The sequence below is a fragment of the Gracilibacillus salitolerans genome, assembly GCF_009650095.1.
Classification (GTDB): Bacteria; Bacillota; Bacilli; order Bacillales; family Amphibacillaceae; genus Gracilibacillus; species Gracilibacillus salitolerans.
On the sequence record NZ_CP045915.1, the window covers coordinates 4,676,984 to 4,698,295 of the forward strand.

General features: G+C 38.9%; 20 protein-coding genes. All 20 read right to left on the reverse strand.

Annotation, left to right across the window (positions count from 1 at the left end; translation table 11 throughout):
- Positions 1–136 precede the first annotated feature (136 nt).
- Positions 137–601 carry a nickel pincer cofactor biosynthesis protein LarC2 gene (larC2, locus tag GI584_RS21910; RefSeq protein WP_100358768.1) on the reverse strand — a complete coding sequence of 155 codons (465 nt, stop codon included), beginning with the start codon at positions 599–601 and terminating at the stop codon, positions 137–139.
- Between the two features lie 615 nt (positions 602–1,216).
- A complete protein-coding gene (locus tag GI584_RS21915) occupies positions 1,217–1,966 on the reverse strand; it encodes an amino acid ABC transporter ATP-binding protein (protein WP_100358767.1) in 750 nt (249 codons plus the stop codon).
- Positions 1,967–1,978: 12 nt separating this feature from the next.
- On the reverse strand, positions 1,979–2,683 hold the full coding sequence (locus GI584_RS21920) for an amino acid ABC transporter permease (protein WP_100358766.1): 705 nt from the start codon (positions 2,681–2,683) through the stop codon (positions 1,979–1,981).
- Positions 2,667–3,503, reverse strand: a complete 837-nt coding sequence (locus GI584_RS21925) for an amino acid ABC transporter substrate-binding protein (protein WP_100358765.1) — start codon at positions 3,501–3,503, stop codon at positions 2,667–2,669. Before GI584_RS21925 ends, GI584_RS21920 begins: the two co-directional genes overlap by 17 nt.
- A 132-nt stretch (positions 3,504–3,635) precedes the next feature.
- A complete protein-coding gene (locus GI584_RS21930; protein WP_153792624.1) occupies positions 3,636–4,478 on the reverse strand; it encodes a sugar phosphate isomerase/epimerase family protein in 843 nt (280 codons plus the stop codon).
- Between the two features lie 198 nt (positions 4,479–4,676).
- The gene (gene kduD, locus GI584_RS21935) at positions 4,677–5,459 is read right to left on the reverse strand and encodes a 2-dehydro-3-deoxy-D-gluconate 5-dehydrogenase KduD (RefSeq protein ID WP_100358763.1); all 783 of its coding nucleotides are present in this window, start codon (positions 5,457–5,459) and stop codon (positions 4,677–4,679) included.
- A gap of 12 nt (positions 5,460–5,471) precedes the next feature.
- Positions 5,472–6,302: a 5-dehydro-4-deoxy-D-glucuronate isomerase gene (gene kduI, locus GI584_RS21940; RefSeq protein ID WP_153792625.1), complete on the reverse strand. Its 831-nt coding sequence runs from the start codon at positions 6,300–6,302 to the stop codon at positions 5,472–5,474.
- A 22-nt stretch (positions 6,303–6,324) separates the two neighbouring features.
- Complete coding sequence (locus GI584_RS21945) at positions 6,325–7,314, reverse strand: sugar kinase (RefSeq protein WP_153792626.1); 990 nt, start codon at positions 7,312–7,314, stop codon at positions 6,325–6,327.
- Positions 7,311–7,955: a bifunctional 2-keto-4-hydroxyglutarate aldolase/2-keto-3-deoxy-6-phosphogluconate aldolase gene (locus tag GI584_RS21950; RefSeq protein ID WP_100358760.1), complete on the reverse strand. Its 645-nt coding sequence runs from the start codon at positions 7,953–7,955 to the stop codon at positions 7,311–7,313. The genes GI584_RS21945 and GI584_RS21950 overlap by 4 nt, the downstream gene beginning before the upstream one ends.
- Positions 7,952–8,644 (reverse strand): rhamnogalacturonan acetylesterase, encoded by a 693-nt coding sequence (locus GI584_RS21955; protein WP_153792627.1) that lies wholly within the window; start codon positions 8,642–8,644, stop codon positions 7,952–7,954. The genes GI584_RS21950 and GI584_RS21955 overlap by 4 nt, the downstream gene beginning before the upstream one ends.
- Positions 8,644–9,738: a glycoside hydrolase family 88/105 protein gene (locus tag GI584_RS21960; protein ID WP_100358758.1), complete on the reverse strand. Its 1,095-nt coding sequence runs from the start codon at positions 9,736–9,738 to the stop codon at positions 8,644–8,646. The genes GI584_RS21955 and GI584_RS21960 overlap by 1 nt, the downstream gene beginning before the upstream one ends.
- A gap of 5 nt (positions 9,739–9,743) precedes the next feature.
- Entirely contained in the window at positions 9,744–11,312 is a 1,569-nt protein-coding gene (locus tag GI584_RS21965) for a glycoside hydrolase family 43 protein (RefSeq protein ID WP_153792628.1), read from the reverse strand.
- A complete protein-coding gene (locus GI584_RS21970) occupies positions 11,312–12,805 on the reverse strand; it encodes a glycoside hydrolase family 28 protein (RefSeq protein WP_153792629.1) in 1,494 nt (497 codons plus the stop codon). Before GI584_RS21970 ends, GI584_RS21965 begins: the two co-directional genes overlap by 1 nt.
- Before the next feature lie 11 nt (positions 12,806–12,816).
- Positions 12,817–13,128, reverse strand: a complete 312-nt coding sequence (locus GI584_RS21975) for a cupin domain-containing protein (RefSeq protein WP_194842070.1) — start codon at positions 13,126–13,128, stop codon at positions 12,817–12,819.
- Positions 13,128–14,339: an MFS transporter gene (locus tag GI584_RS21980; RefSeq protein ID WP_100358754.1), complete on the reverse strand. Its 1,212-nt coding sequence runs from the start codon at positions 14,337–14,339 to the stop codon at positions 13,128–13,130. The genes GI584_RS21975 and GI584_RS21980 overlap by 1 nt, the downstream gene beginning before the upstream one ends.
- A gap of 3 nt (positions 14,340–14,342) precedes the next feature.
- Positions 14,343–15,488, reverse strand: coding sequence for a hypothetical protein (locus GI584_RS21985; RefSeq protein WP_100358753.1), 1,146 nt, complete (start codon positions 15,486–15,488; stop codon positions 14,343–14,345).
- 24 nt (positions 15,489–15,512) lie between these two features.
- A complete protein-coding gene (locus GI584_RS21990) occupies positions 15,513–16,391 on the reverse strand; it encodes a carbohydrate ABC transporter permease (protein WP_100358752.1) in 879 nt (292 codons plus the stop codon).
- Between the two features lie 26 nt (positions 16,392–16,417).
- Positions 16,418–17,329: an ABC transporter permease gene (locus GI584_RS21995; RefSeq protein WP_228552449.1), complete on the reverse strand. Its 912-nt coding sequence runs from the start codon at positions 17,327–17,329 to the stop codon at positions 16,418–16,420.
- A 299-nt stretch (positions 17,330–17,628) separates the two neighbouring features.
- Positions 17,629–19,125 (reverse strand): extracellular solute-binding protein, encoded by a 1,497-nt coding sequence (locus GI584_RS22000; RefSeq protein WP_228552307.1) that lies wholly within the window; start codon positions 19,123–19,125, stop codon positions 17,629–17,631.
- Between the two features lie 375 nt (positions 19,126–19,500).
- Complete coding sequence (locus tag GI584_RS22005; RefSeq protein ID WP_407647379.1) at positions 19,501–21,054, reverse strand: extracellular solute-binding protein; 1,554 nt, start codon at positions 21,052–21,054, stop codon at positions 19,501–19,503.
- Positions 21,055–21,312: the final 258 nt, after the last annotated feature.

Here is a 21,312-nt window from a genome sequence, read left to right on the forward strand (position 1 = left end):
TACCTATTTACTTCTAACTTACCTAATTATAATGGATTATATTAATAATCAATAGTACGCACTTTAAAGTGGCATAGTATCATAAAGGAGACTATTCAGGCTTTTGCAAAACACACTTTATGAGGCTATAATCCAGTTATTTTAATTGTTTCCACACCGATTGGTATACATCTTTAAGCGGAATGTTATGAAGCTTTGCTATCTTTTTACAATCCTCATATTCCGGGGATGCTTTGACTACTTTCCCTCTCTGTACACCTTCTTTTACGGTAACAGGTCCCCACTCTGTGTCGACTGTCTTTATGCTTCGCTCCATCCGGTATACTGTCAACGGATAGTAGCGAATTCCCAAGGTTGTCGTTTCAGATAAAAGGATATCCTTCATTTCTGTTAACCGTGTTTCACTGCATAACAATTGTAATTGGACAGCAGGGCGATTCTTCTTCATGTAAATAGGTGTGTAATACACATCATTCGCCCCTGCGTCGAACAATTTATCCATCACATAGCCAAGCCATTCTCCCGGAGTATCATCCAAGTTCACTTCTATTTTGATCATATTTTGATCCGTATGTTCATGATCTGGCGGGTGTTTGCTCATTTAACTTCACCTCAAGCCCTTTTCCTATAATACTTTTAAAATAATCATCTATTTTTTAACCACCAAAGTTAACATAATATACGTTTTCGATTTGCTTTCTGCCATTCTTTCTGTAGAGAGTGTTATGTCACCGCTTCGGCAGAATACTGCGCTTTCCGTGGGCTCGGCTTCAGCTAACTTTGCTAAGAAAACCACTTTGCAAAGTGGATCTTCAGCTCTCGCTGTCCCACAGGAGTCTCCGTATTCTGCCTACGCTAAAAGTGATTCTCTAATTATTGTAAGAATAAAACCCACGGAGCTATATTCTTAAGATTTCCTCTCACTTAATCAGCGAGCTACTCTAAGCTGCGGAAAAATGCGACACTCCTGTGGGAAAGGAACAGTCTGAAGACCCCGCAGGCAGTGGGGTTCTGCTGAGGAGGCTGAAGCGTTCCCCACAGGAAAGGGAGTATTTTTCCGCAGCGACGATTTAGCACTCAACTATAATGAGAATGGAAAAAAGCATCACTTCGAAAATTTTCACTAGTTCGCAGTTTGTATCTACTACTAAAGAAGACTTCATCACTTATAAGGATATAATAAGCACCGTTTTATAAAACTATTACTATCCCGGCTTTACACTTCTGGTAAAATCCGTTTTAGGAATTGTTTTGTTCTGGGCTCTTTTGGTTGTTCCAGTACTTCTTTTGGATCACCTTGTTCGACAATATAACCGCCATCCATAAAGATGACATGATCGGACACATGTTTAGCGAAAGATACCTCGTGGGTTACGACTACCATGGTCCACCCTTCGTTTGCCAAATCTTTAATAACCCCCAACACCTCACCAATTAACTCAGGATCAAGTGCAGATGTCGGTTCATCAAACAACATCAATTCCGGCTCGATTGCAAGTGCACGAGCAATACCGACACGCTGTTGCTGACCACCTGATAATTGATGTGGATATAAATCCATCTTATCCTGTAGGCCTACTTTTTCTAATAAACGTTTGGCTTCATCTGTTGCTGTTTGTTTATCTTTTTTCTGTACGATAACAGGACCTTCTGTTACATTTTCTAATGCGGTCTTATGTGGAAAAAGATTATACGATTGAAAAACCATACCCGATTTTCTTCTCAATTGGAGCATCTCTCTTTTGCTTAATTTCTCGTTAAAATCTAACGAAAAACCATCATGGAATTGATAATCTCCTTTATTAGGAATTTCCAGACCATTTAAACAACGCAGTAAGGTCGTTTTACCAGAACCGGAAGGACCCATTATCGTCACTACTTTTCCTTTTTCAACAGGTAAGTCAATATCCTTAAGAACTGTCAATTCACCAAAGCTTTTTTGAAGTCCCTTAATTGATAATAGCACGCTATCCCCCCTCTACTTTGCTATATAACGTTCTAGCCTGCGTTCAATTATTTCCTGTACAATCGATAATAAAAAGCAAATAATCCAATATAAAACCGCAGCTTCTACATATAAAAGCATAAATTGATAGGTTGTTGCTGCAATCTCTTGTGCTTTACGAAATAATTCCGTTACTAAAATCAGAGAGGCAAGTGACGTATCTTTTATTAAACTAATAAATGTGTTCGAGAGAGGTGGAATGGAAACTCTAGTTGCTTGTGGCAAGATAATTCTTCGCAATGTTGTCCCATATGTCATCCCAACTGTATAGCCAGCTTCCCATTGGCCTTTTGGAATCGAAGAAATCGACGCACGAATCACTTCTGATGCATATGCCCCGACATTTAATGAAAAAGCTATAACTGCACTTGGTAATGGATCAATTGTTAATCCAATCGTTGGCAAGCCGTAGAACACAATAAACAATTGTACTAATAATGGTGTACCTCTAATTGCCGAAACGTAAAAAACAGCAGGTGCACGTACAATTCTAAGTGGTGACAAACGCATAATGGCTGTAATTAAAGCAATAATTATACCCAGTAAAAAAGAAACAAGTGCAAGGGGAATCGTATATTTGATTGCCCCTTCCACCATTGGCCAGAATGCTCGAAGAATTAAATCCCAATTTCCTGACTCATTTGTGACAGTAAACAGCAGATTATTTGCTAGAAACATCTTCACCAAACCATTCTTCGGAAATTTCCGCTAATGTACCGTCTTCTTTCATTTCTGCTAATGCTCCGTTAAATGCTTCTATCAGATCTTCATTTCCTTTCCGAAATGCAAATGCTGACTCAGAAACATCGTCCTGTTCTGCTGCAATTTTGACTGAATCGTCTCCCGTTTCATTGATATATTCCAACACTGCCAATTTGTCATTTACCGTTAAGTCCACGCGCCCTAGTTTAATATTTTCAATTGCTTGAGCAAGACCTTCTACTCCAATAATTTCTGCTCCATTTTCTTCCGCAATAGAACTGAAGTTACTTGTTAAGGACTGCGCTGATTGTTTACCTTCTAAATCTTCAAATGATGTCACCTCTTCATTATCAGCAGGAACAACCACTACTGCGCCTGTATAAGTATATGGTTCTGAGAAATCATAAGACTCTAAACGCTCTTCGTCAATCCCAACCTGGTTAGCAATTACATCGAAACGTTCTGCATTTAAACCAGCAAACATAGAATCCCATTGCGTTTCATTAAATTCTACTTCTAATCCTAAACGAGAAGCTACTTCACGCATCACTTCTACATCATAACCTGTTAACTGATCATCTTCATCATGGAAAGTAAATGGTGCATACGTTCCTTCCGTACCTACTGTAATCACACCAGCCTCTTGAATTTGTTCATATAAATTGGTGTCTGTATCTTCTTGAGTTTCCTCAGTTGTTGTATTTCCTGTATCTTGTTCTTCTTGATCAGCATTCCCACATGCTGCAAGTAAAATAAGTAAACCAATAATCAGAATAAAAAAATGTATTCTTTTCATGTTGATAACCCCCAGTAATGTTGTCGGTTTTAAACTTTCCTTGCTGATTATACCGCACGCCTTATTTAAAGTAAAACAAAAGAGAAGAGACGAATCAATATATTAGTCTCTTCTCTTTCATATTAAATATGCTTAGGCTTGCTGGTATTTTTGCCGCAGATACTGAATACTATTATCAATATATGGCTCCTTTGTATTTTCTAATAACACTTCGATAAAAGGTTTCTGTTTTTTTAGCAATGCAAATAACAAGTCATAGTTTAACATTCCCTTTCCGGCAGGGACCATCTTGATCCATTTATCCTCTATGATAAAATCTTTTGCATGAATGGCAACGATTCGATCGCCAAATAATTCAAATGATTCCTCAAAGACCTGTTCTTGGTTATAATAGTTTTCCATCGACATAAAATTTGCCGGGTCAAAAATGACTTGCAGATGATTAGAATTAACTTCTTCTAATAGTCTTTTCATTTTCTGCGGGGTATGAATCGGATGGTTGATCCCGCCTTCCACTCCGACAATGACACCCCATTCCTCCGCTTCATCGGTTAATTCCTTAACACTGTTGACGACTTTCTGAAAACCCTCTTCCGTAAAATTATCTTCCGTATATCCCATTTTCTCATTCACGTTCCCTGTTTCTGATCCAACAATGCTGCAACCAAAGTCTCTAGCAAAACGGATATGCTCTTTGAACCTTGTTAACAGTTGTTCACGCCTCGTTAGATCAGGATGAATCATATTAATATAACAGCCGAGAACCGCTACATTGACGTTATGTTGTCCGAATGCTTGATTTATATATTTCGCATAGCCGGGACTTAATGTACCTGTGTCAGTCGGCAGGTTTTTTAATGATTTGGCTAATGCTAATTGGACAGCATGTAATCCTTTGGAAGATACTTCTGCCGCTATTTGTTGTGGATCTGTATAGTCAATATCATGACCACGTATTCCCAGGTTTAAATGCATATCATCAACCTCCTAATAGATAAAAACTGCGAACTAGTGAAAATTTTAGGGAGTATTTTTCTGTAGCGACGAACTTACACCCAACTTTTTAAAAATGGAAGAAAGCAAACCCACAAGAGAATTACTTTGCGCACAGTACTTTTCGATAAAAAAAGACAGTATTCCATTTGTTAAAATGGCCACTGTCTTTTTGTAAAATTATCTTGCCAACCAGCCGCCGTCTACTGCCAGGATGTGGCCGTTCATGTAGTCTGATGCTTTGCTGGACAGGTAGACGACTGTCCCCATTAGATCACTGGGGTTTGCCCAGTAGCCGGCTGGTATTCTCGATAGGATTTCTGCATTTCGTTGTTCGTTTGAACGGATTGGTGCGGTATTCTTCGTCGCGAAATATCCTGGTGCAATAGCGTTCACTTGTATTCCGTGTTCAGCTAACTCATTGGCAAAAGATTTGGTCAAACCAGCCACGGCATGCTTACTGGCGGTGTATGGCGGAATAAATTTACCGCCCTGGAAGGAAAGCATAGATGCAATATTAATGATCTTTCCGGAACCTTTCTCAGCCATGACTTTCGCTGCCGCCTGACTCAAGAAGTAGACTGCATCGAGATTTAATGCCATTACATCATCCCAGTCCTCATCTTTAAATTCCAATAACGGATTCCGTCTGATTGTACCTGCATTATTAACAAGAATATCTACTGTGCCAAAGGTATCGACGCAAGCTGGAACAACCTTTTGTAATTGCTCGCGATCCGCCAGATCGGCTTGGAAAAATTCTGTTTTTCCTTCAATATTGTTTAAATACTCTTTTGTTTCATCCCAATTGGTGCCGTGTGTTACGACAAATACGTTGGCACCAGCCTTGGCTAAAGCTACTGTATAAGCCTGACCAAGTCCCGTGTTCCCGCCTGTAATAATTGCTGTTTTACCTTTTAACGAAAAATAATCTAGTGAAAAATCTTGTAAACCTTCACCCATGAAACATCCTCCTTAACGTAATTGATCCATGCTAATATGATCCATATCGGTATACGTAATGTTCTCACCACACATACCCCAAATAAAGGTATAGTTACTTGTAGCCGTTCCACAATGGATTGACCAGCTTGGAGAGATAACAGCTTGCTCATTCTTCAATATAAGGTGTCTTGTTTCACTTGGTTCACCCATAAAGTGGAATGCACGAGTGTCTTCTGCCATATCAAAATATAGATACACTTCACTTCGACGATCATGCGTATGAGCTGGCATCGTGTTCCATACACTACCAGGCTGAAGCATAGTTAAGCCCATCTGCAATTGACAGCTCTCACATACATTTGGATGGATGTATTGGTGAATCTTTCGTTCATTTAAAGTACCTGATTCACCTAATTCTAATGGCTTAATGTCTTTTATATCAATCTTTACAGTAGGATAAGTATGATGTGCTGGTGATGATAAGGTATAGAATTTCGCAGGATTAGCTGGATCATTGGAACCGAACCAGACTTCCTTTGTACCACGGCTTACATATAATCCATCGTGACGTTTCATATCATAACGTTCACCATCTAATAGTACGTAGCCATCGTTGCCGATATTAATGATACCTAGTTCCCGACGCTCTAAGAAATAACTTACACCTAACTGTTTATCAAGCTTGATTGTCAATTCCTCTGATGCAGGTGTTACACCCCCAAAGATCATCCGATCCACATGTGTATAAGTTAAGTGGACTTTTCCTGCTTCAAATAATTTCTCTACCAAAAATTTCTCACGTAACTCATCGGTATTATATCTTCTAATTTCCTCTGGGTGATTGGCATAGCGTAATTCCATTTTTAATTCCTCCTTGTACTTGCTATCTACTAATTTCCTGATTCATACTTGCGCTGAATTGTTCGACTTCTTCAGCAGAAAACACATTGCCATCTCCTTTTATGGTATGTTTCAAGACAGCATTTGCCGTTGCGAAGGAGACAATCTTTTCCTCTGACCAATTATTCAGAAAACCATAAATAATCCCCGCTGCATAGGCATCCCCCCCACCAATACGATCAATTACAGGATCTATCGTGTATTCGATAGACTGCTGAATACGTCCTTTTGTATAGAGGTTTCCTTGTAAAGAATGTTTAGACGAAGATGCTACTTTTCTTGTAGTGGATGCAAATAATGCAATGTTTGGATATGTATCCTGGATGGTTAGATAATATGCTGTTAAATCATCCTGTTGTTCTATACCCAACAGATAAACAGCATCCATACTATTACAAAATGCGATATCGACAAAAGGTAACACTTCTTGAATTGCCGCGCTTGCTTGCTTCTGAGACCAAAGTTTGGAGCGGTAGTTAAAATCAAAGCTAACCTTGATTCCTCTTTGACGTGCTTTCTGCATTGCTCTTCGTGTTATCATCCGTAGCTCTTCAGATAACGCGAGTGTAATTCCTGTTGTATGAAAAACATCAACACCTTCTAACACCTGGTCCCAATCTATTTCGTCTGATCTGATATTCGCAAAACTAGAAAACTTGCGATCATAGGTTACTTGACTGGCACGGTTTCCAAAACCTGATTCTACAAAATAAAGCCCCAAGCGATCTCCGCCATAAACAAGCTCATTGATTTCTACACCGTTTGCTTGCAAATAATTTTCACAGGCATTACCAATATTATTTGCAGGCACTTTCGTAATATATCTGCTTGTAATGCCAAGGTTTGCCAATGAAACGGCAACATTTGCTTCTGCGCCACCATAGTAAAAGTCAAATTGATTGGTTTGCTGCAAATGGACAGTCGGATCTGTTGTTAATCGCAAAAGCATTTCACCAAAAGTTAATACTCTCATATACTTACCTCTCTTGCTTTTGCCATGTACTCCTTAGCTAGCTCGGTAATTTTCTGATAGTTTCCTTCCTTTGCAGGAGCTACCAGATTTCCGCCCACTCCAACTACTATTGCACCATTCTTCAGCCACTCCTGGATATTATCCAAACTGACACCACCAGTAGGCATCATATTAGCTTGAGGAACAGGACCGTGCACCGCTTTTATAAACCCAGGGCTGATATTGCTTCCTGGAAAGATCTTGACGATATCCGCTCCTGCTTCCATCGCTTCTTTCACCTCTGTAACGGTTAAACAGCCGGGAAAATAAGGAACTTGATACAAGTTACATAGTTTAGCAGTATCTGCATCAAACGAAGGTCCGACGATAAACGACGCTCCTGCAAAAATAGCTTGCCTTGCTGTGTAGGCATCTAATACAGTACCTACTCCAATGGTCACTTCACTATCATCCTGATAATCAGTCTGTAATTGTTCGACAGCGTTTTCTACATTCGGTATCGAGTAGGTTAACTCAATCTGTTTCATACCACCTGCAATACAAGCATCGGCAACTTTTATCGCTTGCGCTACCGAGTCGGTTCGAATTACTGCGACAACTTTCTGTTGCTCAAGATTTTGCAAAACGGATAATTTCTTCACAGACTCACCTCATTTCGTTTCACCAGAGAAGCCAATGGATGTTTAATCCGGATTAACTCTTTTACAAATAATCGACAATGCTGATGGGCTCCTCTTTCATGTAAATGAGTATTATCAACTGCCCCGTCAGGATATGCTTCGTACTCACCCGGTTCCAGTCTCATAAACCATTCTTTAGATTTTTCATCACCTAGCTCTTGTAACGCTTCTCTAGTAAGGGTAAGCATATCGATACAAACTACTTCTTCCTTTTCCGCCAGCTCTCTGACAGCTTGCGGATAATCACCGTGTGTTTCTTGCAAATGACCATTCTCATCAAAATGTCTTCGGGCTATCGATGTTAAAAGAATTGGTGTAACACCGAAAGCACGTGAGCGTTGAATAAAAAATCGCAAATTATCCTGATAACTTGTATAAGGATTCGTCGCCCGTTCCTCGTCAGGCTTTTGATCATTGTGACCAAACTGAATCAGGACATAATCACCTGCTTGAAATTCCTTTTCGATTGCATCCCAGCGTTCTTCCGCAATAAAGGACTTGCTACTGCGACCTGATGCTGCATGGTTGCGAACGATTAGCTCATCTGTGAAATAATGCCCTAGCGTTTGCCCCCAACCCATTTGCGGATATTTAAATGTTTCAGCTGTCGCCATGGTAGAATCTCCTGCTAACAATAAACGTGATGACATTAGCTATCCTCTTTTCCCATTTCAAGTTGTATACTGGCAAGTATAAAAGCACCGACGCCATGCAAGTCATTTGTACTTGTTTTGCGTTGAACATAATAATCATACGTTCCTATCGAAGTACCAATACAAATATCCGTTAATTGGAAGCGACCGTCGTCATCTACTTTGACTTTATCATCGATTAAACCTTGATAGGCTTTCTCTGCTTTGGCGCGATAAGATGGATCGATATATCCCTTGTTGACTGCTTTGGCAATGGCATAGGTGAATAAACAAGAGCAGGAGCTTTCTAAATAGTTATCGGGCTGATCTTGTTTGTCGACCACCTGATACCATAGCCCTGTTTCTTCATCTTGGAATGCTACTAACGCGTCGATTAACTCTTGAACTACTTGCTTTAGTTCATCTCGTTTCGGATGATTCTCTTCAAGCATTTCAATGAAATTAGTCGTCACCATCGCATACCAGCCCAATGCACGACCCCATACTTCTGGTGCATGACCTCTCTCTGTTGCCCAAGGTGTTTGTTTACTTTCATCGTATCCATGGTAGTAAAGACCATTTTCTTTCTTTGTGTTCTTGCGCATTAACCGTTCCTGTTCCAGGACTAATTCTGTCAGTTCTGGTTCATCGAACAGTTGTCCATATTGAATGGCAAACGGCCCTGCCATATATAAACCATCCAACCACATTTGATACGGGTATTTATCTTTATGCCAAAAGCCGCTTTCTTTTGTTTTATTTAACGTATTCAATAGATTTCTTAATTTGGAAGCAGCCATTTTATACCGCCTATCTTTGGTTTTTTCATATAATGGCAGCAACAGAAGGCCTGGTTGAATTGCATCTAATTCGCTTCTGGCAAAATAGAAATTTCCTTCCTCATCTACTAACTTGTCGACATACTCCTTATAATAATCAAAATACTTCTCTTCCCCTGTGTACTTATATACATCCTGCATACCGCAAAGGAAAACACCTTGATGATAATGCCAGCGATCTGCTGGAGGTAATTTCACCGGTTCATATTGATCCATTAACGTATCACATGCTATTTTTGCCCAATCCAAGGCTGATAATTGTTTGACTGTCAACCTTCTCACTCCTCTAGTCCGCGATATTCAAACCAATCAAAGTCGGCAAAATTGGCTGTGTCTTTACCGTTTCCGGAACAATACATACCGATATACGCCCCGATAAACCCTCCGGCCAAATCAGTACTTAAAATTCTACCATCAACATTTTCAGCTAACACTTGCCAATCAAAAGGCTTTGTTGTATAGAAAAATGTATAATCTTGACCCTGAGCTTCTACTTTCAGATAAATCTTATCGTGATCAACCTGCTCCTTTGCAATGATGTCGTCTTCGCCCGCTTCCCTTCTTACTAATCGTACAAAGGTTTGACTGCCCTCTAACAACACTTCCACTCGGAATTGAAAATGATGATTTTGCAAAAGTACAATCCCCGCTGTCTCATGTTCAGCTTTCGGTTCAAACTCCATAACCGTTTGGACCAAAAAGTTAATATGCTGTTGCCTTCTGCCAACAAATGCAGGATTTTCTTCTTCCATAATGGTTTCTTGCTTTGCTTTTAGTCGTAAATAACCAGGGCGATCCGTTAAGGACCAGAAATCCCCTCGTGGCGTCCGTAAAAAGTTCCAGATATCGTCTAGTTGCTCCGATTCAAACGAATCAGCATATGGTAATGCAGGCCATTTATGTTCTGGCAAGTTGGGGAATTCCATCTCAGGTTCGATGATTCCTTTCCCTGGATTGACAATCGGCCAACCGTCTTCCCATATAAATGGCACAAGGAATGTTTCGCGGCCTAGGTTACGATAATAGCCACCATATGGTCTTGACGCCAATGCGACCATCCACCAATCTCCATGCTGTGTTTCAACAATATCAGCATGCCCGACGTTTACAATGGGATGATGATTGCCTAAATGACGGTGTGTTAAGATTGGATTTGTTTCCGTCATTTCATATGGTCCTGTTACCTCTTGACTTCTAGCGATTGTAACCGCGTGGGTATGCCCTGTTCCACCTTCTGCAATGATTAAATAATACCAACCATTGATTTTATACAAATGTGGCGCCTCTTGTGCATGGGCATTCTTTAATGCGCCATCCCATAAGCTGTATGTTGGCCCCACGAGTTGTTTTTTCTCCAGATCGAGTTCTTGCAGCCAAATTTCATTATGTTTTTTGTACTTTCTCCCTGAAGGTGGTTTGCGATTTCCGGTATAATAAACCTTGCCGTCATCATCAAAGAAGAGAGAAGGATCAATACCAGGTGCTCCTTCAAGCCAGACAGGGTCCGACCATGGACCAGCAGGATCTGTAGCGGTCACATAAAAGTTCCTTCTTGCTCCTTCTTTACTTACCACAAAGGTGGTGATCATATAGAAGGTGCCATCATGATAGCGAATCGTTGGTGCATAGATACCTCTTGAATTTGGTGTTTGATCTAAGTTTAGCTGCTCTGGGCGATCGAGGACATGACCGATTTGCTTCCAATTAACAAGGTCTTTACTGTGAAAAATCGGGACACCGGGAAAATATTCAAAACTTGAGGTGACAAGGTAATAATCGTCACCTACACGACAGATCGACGGATCCGGGTAGAACCCCGGAATAATAGGATTTTTAAATGTTTTCATTATAATTCACCTGCTTTTTGGAGAAAATCCCCTTCGCGAACATCTCCAGAAATATTTAGTTCTTCCGTATCTTCATAGACAAGAACCGGTTCTTGATCAGTTTGATTTGTCGAGGTTAACTCATCAATCTTGATTCGCCTCGCATGATGTAATTGAAGCGCTGGTCCTTTTCTTTGCGTTACTTCTACATGATGGAGACGAAGATCCTCCACATATTTTGCCAAAATACCTTCTCCTGCCATTTCAATCACTTCACGAACCATGTCCGGCTCACCGCCAGGAACTGTTTCGTCTAAGGTCATTTCCAGTGTGACATGCTCTAAACTCACCTTTTTCACAGGCATTTCTGGTAAACCATAAATAAATCCTGCCGCGGCACGACAGTTTCTCGCCGTAATATGACTAATGTTTATTTGTTCAACTACAGGTGTTTTTTCTGTCACAGCTACAGGTGCGGCATTCAGTAATTCCGGATTGCTTTTACTTACACCATGACGATAGAACGAATTAATTGCTATTGGACAAAGGACGTCATCCATCATAATGTTTTGCACTACAATATTTCGGATATAACTTCCTCGCTCACGGTTTGTTTTAATCCGGATACCACGGTCCGTACCATCAAATATACAGTTAGATACTGTAATATTTTCAATCCCACCGGAATTTTCACTACCAAATACAACACCACCATGGCCATGATGCATGGTACAATTGGTGACTGTTACATTTTTGGTAGGCACCCCGTAATGACGACCATCTTGATTAATCCCTGATTTCAGTACTACACAATCGTCTCCTACATCAAAATGACAAGTTGATATTCTGACATTCTGGCAGGAGTCGATATCTAATCCATCACCGTTTGGCGTATCTGCTGGATTCTGAAATGTGACATTTTGAATCGAAACATTATTACAAAATACTAGATGCGTATTCCAGAAAGGGGAGTTTTTAACGGTAACTCCTGAGATTGTGACATGATCGGCTTCGAAAAATTGGATAAGTGGGGGCCGTAAAAACTGGGAAGACCATTCCACTAAATTGGTATCTGCCGGTTCGGTAAAATCCTTGTTAGCTTCAGCAATTTCCTCCGTTTTAGGTGATTGAAAATGTTCACCTTTTCTTAACTGCTTATTCACCTTCCACCATGCTTGCCCATTCCCATCGATCACACCATCACCTTTGATCGCTACATTTGTCAGATTTTCACCAAAGATTAACGGCATAAAACCATAGCAGACATAACCGGACCAACGGGTTTTTACCACCGGAAAGCGCTCAAAATCATCGGTAAAGGATAGGACTGCACCTGCATCAAGGTACAATGTCATGTTGCTTTTCAAAGCAAATGGTCCTGTTTGATATGTCCCAGACGGAATATATACAGTACCTCCACCAGCTGTTTCGCAGGCATCAATTGCTTGCTGAATCGCCGCTGAGCTGTCAGTTTCGTTTGGAACTTGATAATCTTTTATATTAAATAGACTCATTTCATCCACCTCTAATCTAGTAAATCTTCTCTTAATGGTGTGAACACATCTAAGAGTTTACTTTTAGTTAATGCCTTGACACCGTGTACAGCGTTGGACGGGATTCGAAGAGAATCTCCCTTTTCGACGATGATTTCTTTTCCATCGACATGAAAGGCCAGTTGACCTTCTAAACAATAGGTTAATTGTTCATGTGGATGGCTGTGGGAAGATCCTTCTGCACCCTCCTCAAACGATACTTCCATCATCATTAGTTGCTCTCCTGGTGCATGAATTTTTCTTGTAACTCCTGGTTCTGCCTGTTCCCAATTGTTAACAGCCATTATGACTCCTCCTTTAATTTTGTTATCATTGGTAAAATGAACTGAATAGCCATTGCTAACATAATCACATAGGCAACCGTGTTCGTATCAATTTCATTGGAACACACCATAAATACGATTATTCCTAAACCACGGCCAATATTAATAATCGTTTCTCTCAGGACGACGGACTCAACGCGAAACTCGGAGCCAAGTGGAATCCGGTCAATCCATTGAAAATAATAAGCGGCATATGCATTCGCTTGTAAAGGTTTAAACATATTTTGCGTTACCATAAATAAGATGACACTCCACATTGCAATCTCCCAGGTTAAAAAAGAACCTGCGACAAAGAAACCAATTGCTGCGATCCATAAATATTTTTTTGTTTGTTCAATATTGGCAAATCGAGAAATGATATAGCTTGCCAGTATCGAGACTGCCAGGAAACCGGCATTCAAGTAACCGACAGCACTCTCATCATCAAAAATGCTATAAATCAAGATTGGTGGTATATACATAAGAATCCCTTGGGGAAAACCGATAATAAACCAACCTGCTAATGCATGTCGGAATGCCTTTTTTCGTTCGATAATCTGACCTAAATATCTCATATAATAATTACGGTGACGGATCGATTCTCTCTTGATACGGAAACTGCCGATCGTTGCTGCCAGAAACATCAGAAAGGCAATCGAAAAAACAATCAGATAACCAGATAATCCTGCAAACAAACCAATAATAAACCCGGCAAGTGCTGGTGCAATAAGGTTTGCAGAACCCATCACTATTTGATTCCACCCTAAATAACGGTGCCGATTTTGATCAGAAGAGACTTCATGAACAATGGTAAAATACGCTACCCAATAAAGTCCCTGTGCTATTCCCCTCAGCAGCGCAAATAAATAAAAGTAATGGACAATCTCTTCCTGAACCATAACAATGAGCAAATAAAAAATGGCAGTCATCAATATCCCATAACGATATATTGTTGTCCTGCCTTTTTTCTTTGACATTTTTCCAATTAAAAAGGTTGTCGCTGCTTGTGACAGAATGGCAATCAGATTATAAAGACCGTTTACCCATAAACTGTTTGTTAAGCGCCATAAGTATAGGTTGACAAAGATAATCGATAATGAACCGCCAAATTGAAAAATTGCATGATTGATTAATATATTTACAGCATGTGATGATAACCGTTTGTTATAGTCTAGTTTCATCGATCGAATCAAGCTTTACACTTCTTTCTGTTCGCTTATTTCGCCTTTCAAAATGGGACATTTCCCCATGACCCTCTCCCAAAAGTTGGTGGGAATCGGTTTGGGATCTTTTTGCCAAAGGTGATGTAGTTGTTTTCGAATAAGTGTTGCTTGTGTAGTTGCGTTCATATCGCCTTCTTTTAAGCCTAATCCTAGTTCTACAGCTTCCGGCATATTAGGATAATATTCTCCTTGCTTTACTTGGGCAACATTCGGTGCTTTTGGTGAATGAGCTAATTCTCTTGAGAAGGCACCGTCTTTCTGTTTTAATTTCTTCATGTTGTTAATCGTTATTTCTGATATTTCTTTTAGGTCTGCTTCTGAAATATCAGGTTTAATATAACTTATCAGGTCAATCGGATTGCGGATATAACACATATCTATCGCTTCTTCTGTCTTTATACAATGTAGTATTGTTTGATAGATACGACCTTGATTTGGCATCGAAATTTGATATCTCCGGTAAAAGGTATGTAATTTAAACGTACCCGATATACGAACATATAGAGATCCTTCTCCCCATAAACCTGTTTGTTGGTCTTGCCTTTCCGCTAAATATTCAGCAAAAGCATCAACATATTTCCGTTGTGTTGCTTCATCCATTTGTCCAAAATATACGGTGGAAGAAGCAAGCAAGTCACAACCTCTCCAACTATTTCGTAAATCAATACTGTCCCATTTTTTCTGGTAGGAAGATAACGATTTAGTATAATCAGGAGCAACCTGATTTTTCACTGGCAATGGATACAATGGTGATGCTCCTAGTCGCTTGAGACTATTCAGCGAATAATGAAGTGCGCGATGAACCATCACTTCATCCTTTTTCATATTGGGGTTATGATCATAAAAATAACCAGCCCGAGGATCCTGCCTCATCTGGAAAAAAGCGATCATTTTTTCCTTCAGCGTTTGTGGCATATTATCTAAAAGTTGATGTCTAAGTAAAATGTTTATTGCTTGGGAAGTGGACTCGATGTCCGGTGTGAACCGGTCATCGAGCACAGAGCTTCGTGCATAATAGAATCCGCCTGTAAGTGGATCAAATTGTTCTAATAACCAAGAGAATACTCCATTAAATAAACCATCCAACCTATTACTCTCTGCATCACGCCAATTCGTCATGAAAACGACTCCTCTTGAATAGAATTAACCTTTCACAGAACCTAATAGCGCACCCTTAGCAAAGTACTTCTGTAAGAATGGATACACTAATAGAACCGGAACAGTTGCAACTACGATCGTTGCCATTTTTACTGTTACTTCTGGTGGTGGAACATCTGAATACGCTTCGGCATCATAGTTCATTCCACTAGCTAATACTACAATTTGCCGCAATAGTACCTGTACTGGCCATTTATCTGCATCTGCCAGATAAAGGATCGCATGCATATAAGTATTCCAGTAAGTTACCGCATAGAATAAGGAAATCGTCGCAATGGCTGGCAGAGAAATCGGAATAACGATTCGAAACAGAATACTAAAATCATTTGCTCCATCAATTTTCGCGGATTCTTCCAATCCCTGCGGTAAATTTAAGAAGAAGCTTCGTAAAATAATCATGTTAAAAGCATTGATCGTTACCGGAATAACCAGTGCCCATAAAGTATCTAATAATCCGGTTTGCTGTACGACTAAGAATGTCGGGATCATTCCACCGTTGAACAGAAGGGTGAATACAATTAAGAAATTTATAACCCTACGTCCAACGAGGTCTCGTCGTGATAGACCATATGCCGTTAAAGTAGAGAAGAACATACTCCACAATGTTCCACCAACTGTTACAATGACAGATACTCCTAAAGCTCTGAAAATCGTATCGGTGGAGAAAATATATTCATATGCTTTTAATGAAAACTCAGTTGGAAACAATAGAAATTTTGTACTTGCAACTTCTGCACTTGTAGCAAAAGAACTACCGACCACATGAATAAAAGGGAGTACGGTAATCACCGCTAAAAGCCCTAATAAGAAATAGTTAAAGAAATCAAAAACCCTATTGCCTGCAGATATTCGTTGTTGTGCCATTTTTTCACCTCACCTATTGTTGTCTATTAATAGATACCCTCTTCATTGAATCTCTTCGCTAACCAGTTGGCAAATACTACCATCACAAGTCCGACAGCCCCTTTAAAGAAACCAACCGCGGTACTGTAACTAAATTGCCCTTGTTGCAAACCGGCAACATAGACATACGTATCAAAAATTTCAGCTACATTCCGGTTAGATGAGTTCAATAATAAATAAACATGTTCAAAACCTAACTCTAAAACATCACCTATTTTTAAAATTAACAATACGATTATAACGTTACGAATCGCCGGTAAAGTAATGTGCCACATTTGTCGGAATCGGTTGGCCCCGTCCATTCTTGCAGCTTCGTACAACTGCGGGTCCACTGCTGTAATCGCCGCCAAGAAGATAATGGTCCCCCATCCAGCTTCTCGCCAGATAACTTGCAAAATATACATCGGTCGGAACCAATCATCATTTAAAAGGAAGTTAATTTTCTGGAAACCAAAACTCTCTATAATAGCGTTTACAATTCCGCCATCAAGAGTCAGCATCACATAACTGATCGAAACAATAACCACCCACGACATAAAGTGTGGTATATAGATAAGAGTCTGTACACCTCGTTTAAAAAAGCTATGTCGAACTTCATTAAGCATTAACGAAATAATAATCGGAATTGGAAAGAAAACAAAGATCTGTAAAGCAAATAAAACCAATGTATTCTTAAAGATCATCCAAAATTCAGAACTCGCAAATAACCGATTAAAGTGTTCAAATCCAACCCATTCACTACCTCCAATCCCCATATATGGCTTATAATCTTGAAATGAAATGATTAAGCCATACATCGGTAAATACTTATAAATGAGGAAGTAAAGTAAACCTGGCAGAATCATTAGATAAAGCAATCTATTCCGTTTGATTTTTCGCCATGTTTCTGATCGTTTCATTTTTCTAACTTGTTTTGTTTCTTCTTTTGCAGTTAATGTAGTTGTTCCCATAAGCAGAATCCTTTCTTTTAAAATTCATTTGTAAATGTTGTCTTAACAAAATCCTACGTCATTGGTTATATAACGTAAATAATCATTATCTTACGAGTTGCCATTCCTATTATGGAATAGTCTTTTCTTCATATATTTGTTTTCAATAAGCAACTAACATAACATAATGATCATCTCCTATTCATACAACCTGACAGATATGGGTTGGGCCCTTAAAATGATTCACCCTAAGAGCCCTTGTTCTACTATCATTCAGATGCGTTAAATTCTTCGATAATCGCATCTCCACCTTGCGATTTCCAGTTTTCAACTGCATCATCAAAGCCTGCTTCATCCATTTGACCAATAATATAGTTATATGTTGCGTCTGTAATAATTTCCTGAAGTCTCGCACCATCATCCACATATGTCTTTGAATATAGTGGTACTGTTGGATCCTCAATTAAATAATCTTCATTTTCTTTTGTTAACTCTTCAGCTTTCTCTTTTGCATCATAATTAAATACAGACTCATAACGCCCGTTTGTTTCAGGCTCGCCAATCCCTATCGCCATATATGGTTTTACTTCTCTATCCGTTAAGGCTTTGTCATCTGACGGCAAAGCGCGATCATCGACAACCTCATAATGCTCACCTTCAATACCCCAATAAGAATAGTTCGCTATTTCTGGCGTCATCATTTGGTTGAAGAAATCTAAGATGTTTAATAATTCTTCCTCTGTTTCTACAGAGCTTTTCGGGAACATCACTAAACTCCCATAACCAGGAATTGACCAAACTCCAAATTCACCATCTGGTCCAGCGATCTTGTTCTGCACATCGAATTCTACATCAGGATTTATCGCTATTGCGTCATTATTTAAACTAACTACATCACCCATGGAACCTACATACATTCCAGCTGTTCCATTTTTAAAGAATTCTTGCTGGTCCGTTTTGCTTGTTACAGGAAAATCTTGATTGATATAACCGTTATCATACATTTCCTTAAAGAAATCCAGCGTTTCTTTATATTCATCAAACATAAACTCTGGCATTAGTTTTCCGTCCTTCTCCCCCCAGTTATTTGGTGTACCAAACCAGGAAGCAACAGTTTTAAATGCACCGTATACTAAATCACTACGGTCAGTTAAACCAAATGTGTCGTCCTCACCACTTTGATTAGGATCATCTTCCGTAAAAGCTCTTGCCATTTCCATAAATTCATCTGTTGTTGTCGGCACCTCTAAACCAAGATTTTCAGCCCAATCCTTGCGATAAATAAGACCTTGACTGGATAAAGGACGTCCTTGATATAACGTATATAGGTTGCCATTTATCCGCGTGTTATCTAATACGGTGTCTTTTAATTTCGCTAGATTCTCAAATTCATCCAAATATTGTCCAACTTCCCAGAACTGTTCATCTTCAATTGCATCGCGGAATTGAATAAATGATGCTTGGTTTTTTAGGAAAACTGCTTCTGGTAATGAATTTGTTGCAAATGCCGTATTTAATCGGTCTTCATAATTGTTATCTGGTACCCATTGGATTTCAATTTCTTTGTCGGTCTCTTCTTCAATTATTTCTAAAATTTTGTCGTTTGGTACTTCTGGTGAATGTAAGTTAGCCATGACCGTAAATGAATCGCCGTCACCTGAACCACCAGTTCCTTCACTTGATGCACTATCACTACTACAACCAGCAAAAACTAAAAGCGATAGAAGTAATACTGTAATTAGTTTCTCTTTTTTCCAATTAATCAAATAAACCATCCTTTAGTATTATTTTTGTTGTACAACAATGCCTCGAAGTATAGATTAATATAGCAAGCATCTAACGACTATCTTTATTTAATAGATACTATAACACTATAAAGAGACGAACTTTGGTAAGTAGAATACTTTCTTTTTATATTCGATTATGCATTGTTGCTTTAACAAAATCCTACTTTATAGGGTATATAACGTAAATAATCATTATCTTACGAGTTGCTTTCCATGGTGTTGTATAGGTTTTGGTTTTCATTTCTGTTTTATATAAGCAACTAACATAACATAATGATCATCTCCCATTCATACAACCTTACAGATATAGGTTGGGCTCTTAAAATGAGTATTTTAAGAGCCCATTTACTATTATCATTCGGATGCGTTAAATTCCTCGATAATCGCTTCTCCACCTTGAGATTCCCAATTCTCTACTGCATCATCAAAACCAGCTTCATCAATTTGCCCTAAAATATATTGATAAGTTGCATCTATGATGATTTCTTGAAGTCTTGCACCATCATTTACGTATGTCTCAGAATAAAGTGGTACAGTAGGATCTTCGATTAAATAGTTCTCATTATCTTTAAACAATTCTTCTGATTTAGCTTTCACATCATAATCGAAGTAACCTTCATAGCGACCGTTTGTTTCTGGTTCGCCGATTTCAATAGCTTGGTAAGGTTTTACTTCTCGATCAAACAATGACTGATCATCTGTTGGTTGAGCACTATCTTCAATGACTTCATAATGCTCTCCTTCAATACCCCAATAAGCATAATTTATTACTTCTGGTGTCATTAATTGATCAAAGAATCCTAAGATTTTCTTTAAATCTTCTTCTGATTCAATAGAGCTTTTCGGGAACATTACTAAACTACCATAACCTGGGATAGCCCATACACCAAACTCCCCATCCGGTCCTTCAATATGGTTATGCACATCAAATTCTACATCTGGGTTAATAGCTACTGCATCATTATTTAGACTACCAACATCACCCATGGAACCAACATACATACCTGCAGTTCCGTTTTTAAAGAATTCTTGTTGATCTGTTTTACTAGTTACAGGAAAGTCTTGATTAATGTATCCGTTTTCATGCATTTCTCTAAAGAATTCCATTGTTTGTTTATATTCATCGAACATAAACTCAGGTAATAGTTGACCATCTTGTTCTCCCCATTCGTTCGGAGTACCAAACCAGGAAGATACTGTTTTGAATGCACCATAAATTAAATCACTACGATCTGTAACACCAAATGTATCATCTTCACCATTTCCATCTGGATCATCTTCCGTAAACGCTCTTGCCATTTCCATAAATTCTTCTGTTGTAGTCGGTTCTTCTAATCCAAGATTATCAGCCCAATCTTTACGATAGATTAAACCTTGTCTTGATAAAGGACGACCTTGATATAATGTGTATAAATTGCCATTTACTCTCGTATTATCAAGTACATTTTCTTTTAATTTAGACAAATTTTCAAACTCATCTAAATATTGTCCTACTTCCCAGAACTGTTCATCTTCCATTGCATCACGGAACTGAATAAACGTTGCCTGGTTTTTCAAGAACACTGCCTCAGGTAAAGAATTGGTTGCAAATGCTGTGTTTAATCGATCTTCATAGTTATTATCTGGTACCCATTGAATTTCGATATCTGTATTAGTTGCTTCCTCAATCTTTTCTAATACTTTTTCATTAGGTACTTCTGGTGTGTGTAAGTTTGCCATAATCGTAAATGAATACGCTTCTCCCGAATCTGCCTCCTCTTCATCAGTGTCATTTGTTTCTTCTTGAGAAGTGTCATCTTCAGATGCACTATTGTCTCCACCTTCAGTCGTGCTATCACTACTACATGCAGCTAATACTACAAATAATAGTAAGAACATGATTCCCATTAGTTTTTTCCAATTACTCAAATTAACCACCCTCCAGAATCTTATTTTTTGTACAACAACATCTTGCCGTGTACAATTTAATAGTAAGAAATAGATAAGCATTTGTATATAATCACTTTTTCACAGTGATTGAAAACGCTTACTGCAAAAAGAAAATATGTGAGCTTTTTTTTAAAAATGATCATTTTTTAGTACAGGAGAAAATAATATTAAATAATGATTATTTTATTTGCCACTGTTCACTAAATCCCTTGATTGGCATGGGTTCATGCCTCCTTA

Coding starts and splice junctions, on each gene's coding strand:
- GI584_RS21955 (WP_153792627.1), bottom strand. CDS start 8,644: ATGTCATCACGTTTATTGTTAGCAGGAGATTCTACCATGGCGACAGCT.
- GI584_RS21990 (WP_100358752.1), bottom strand. CDS start 16,391: ATGGCACAACAACGAATATCTGCAGGCAATAGGGTTTTTGATTTCTTT.
- GI584_RS21930 (WP_153792624.1), bottom strand. CDS start 4,478: ATGCATTTAAACCTGGGAATACGTGGTCATGATATTGACTATACAGAT.
- larC2 (WP_100358768.1), bottom strand. CDS start 601: ATGAGCAAACACCCGCCAGATCATGAACATACGGATCAAAATATGATC.
- GI584_RS21945 (WP_153792626.1), bottom strand. CDS start 7,314: ATGAGAGTATTAACTTTTGGTGAAATGCTTTTGCGATTAACAACAGAT.
- GI584_RS21970 (WP_153792629.1), bottom strand. CDS start 12,805: ATGAGTCTATTTAATATAAAAGATTATCAAGTTCCAAACGAAACTGAC.
- GI584_RS21995 (WP_228552449.1), bottom strand. CDS start 17,329: ATGAAACGATCAGAAACATGGCGAAAAATCAAACGGAATAGATTGCTT.
- kduI (WP_153792625.1), bottom strand. CDS start 6,302: ATGGAATTACGCTATGCCAATCACCCAGAGGAAATTAGAAGATATAAT.
- kduD (WP_100358763.1), bottom strand. CDS start 5,459: ATGGGTGAAGGTTTACAAGATTTTTCACTAGATTATTTTTCGTTAAAA.
- GI584_RS21985 (WP_100358753.1), bottom strand. CDS start 15,488: ATGACGAATTGGCGTGATGCAGAGAGTAATAGGTTGGATGGTTTATTT.
- GI584_RS21920 (WP_100358766.1), bottom strand. CDS start 2,683: ATGTTTCTAGCAAATAATCTGCTGTTTACTGTCACAAATGAGTCAGGA.
- GI584_RS21925 (WP_100358765.1), bottom strand. CDS start 3,503: ATGAAAAGAATACATTTTTTTATTCTGATTATTGGTTTACTTATTTTA.
- GI584_RS21965 (WP_153792628.1), bottom strand. CDS start 11,312: ATGAAAACATTTAAAAATCCTATTATTCCGGGGTTCTACCCGGATCCG.
- GI584_RS21975 (WP_194842070.1), bottom strand. CDS start 13,128: ATGGCTGTTAACAATTGGGAACAGGCAGAACCAGGAGTTACAAGAAAA.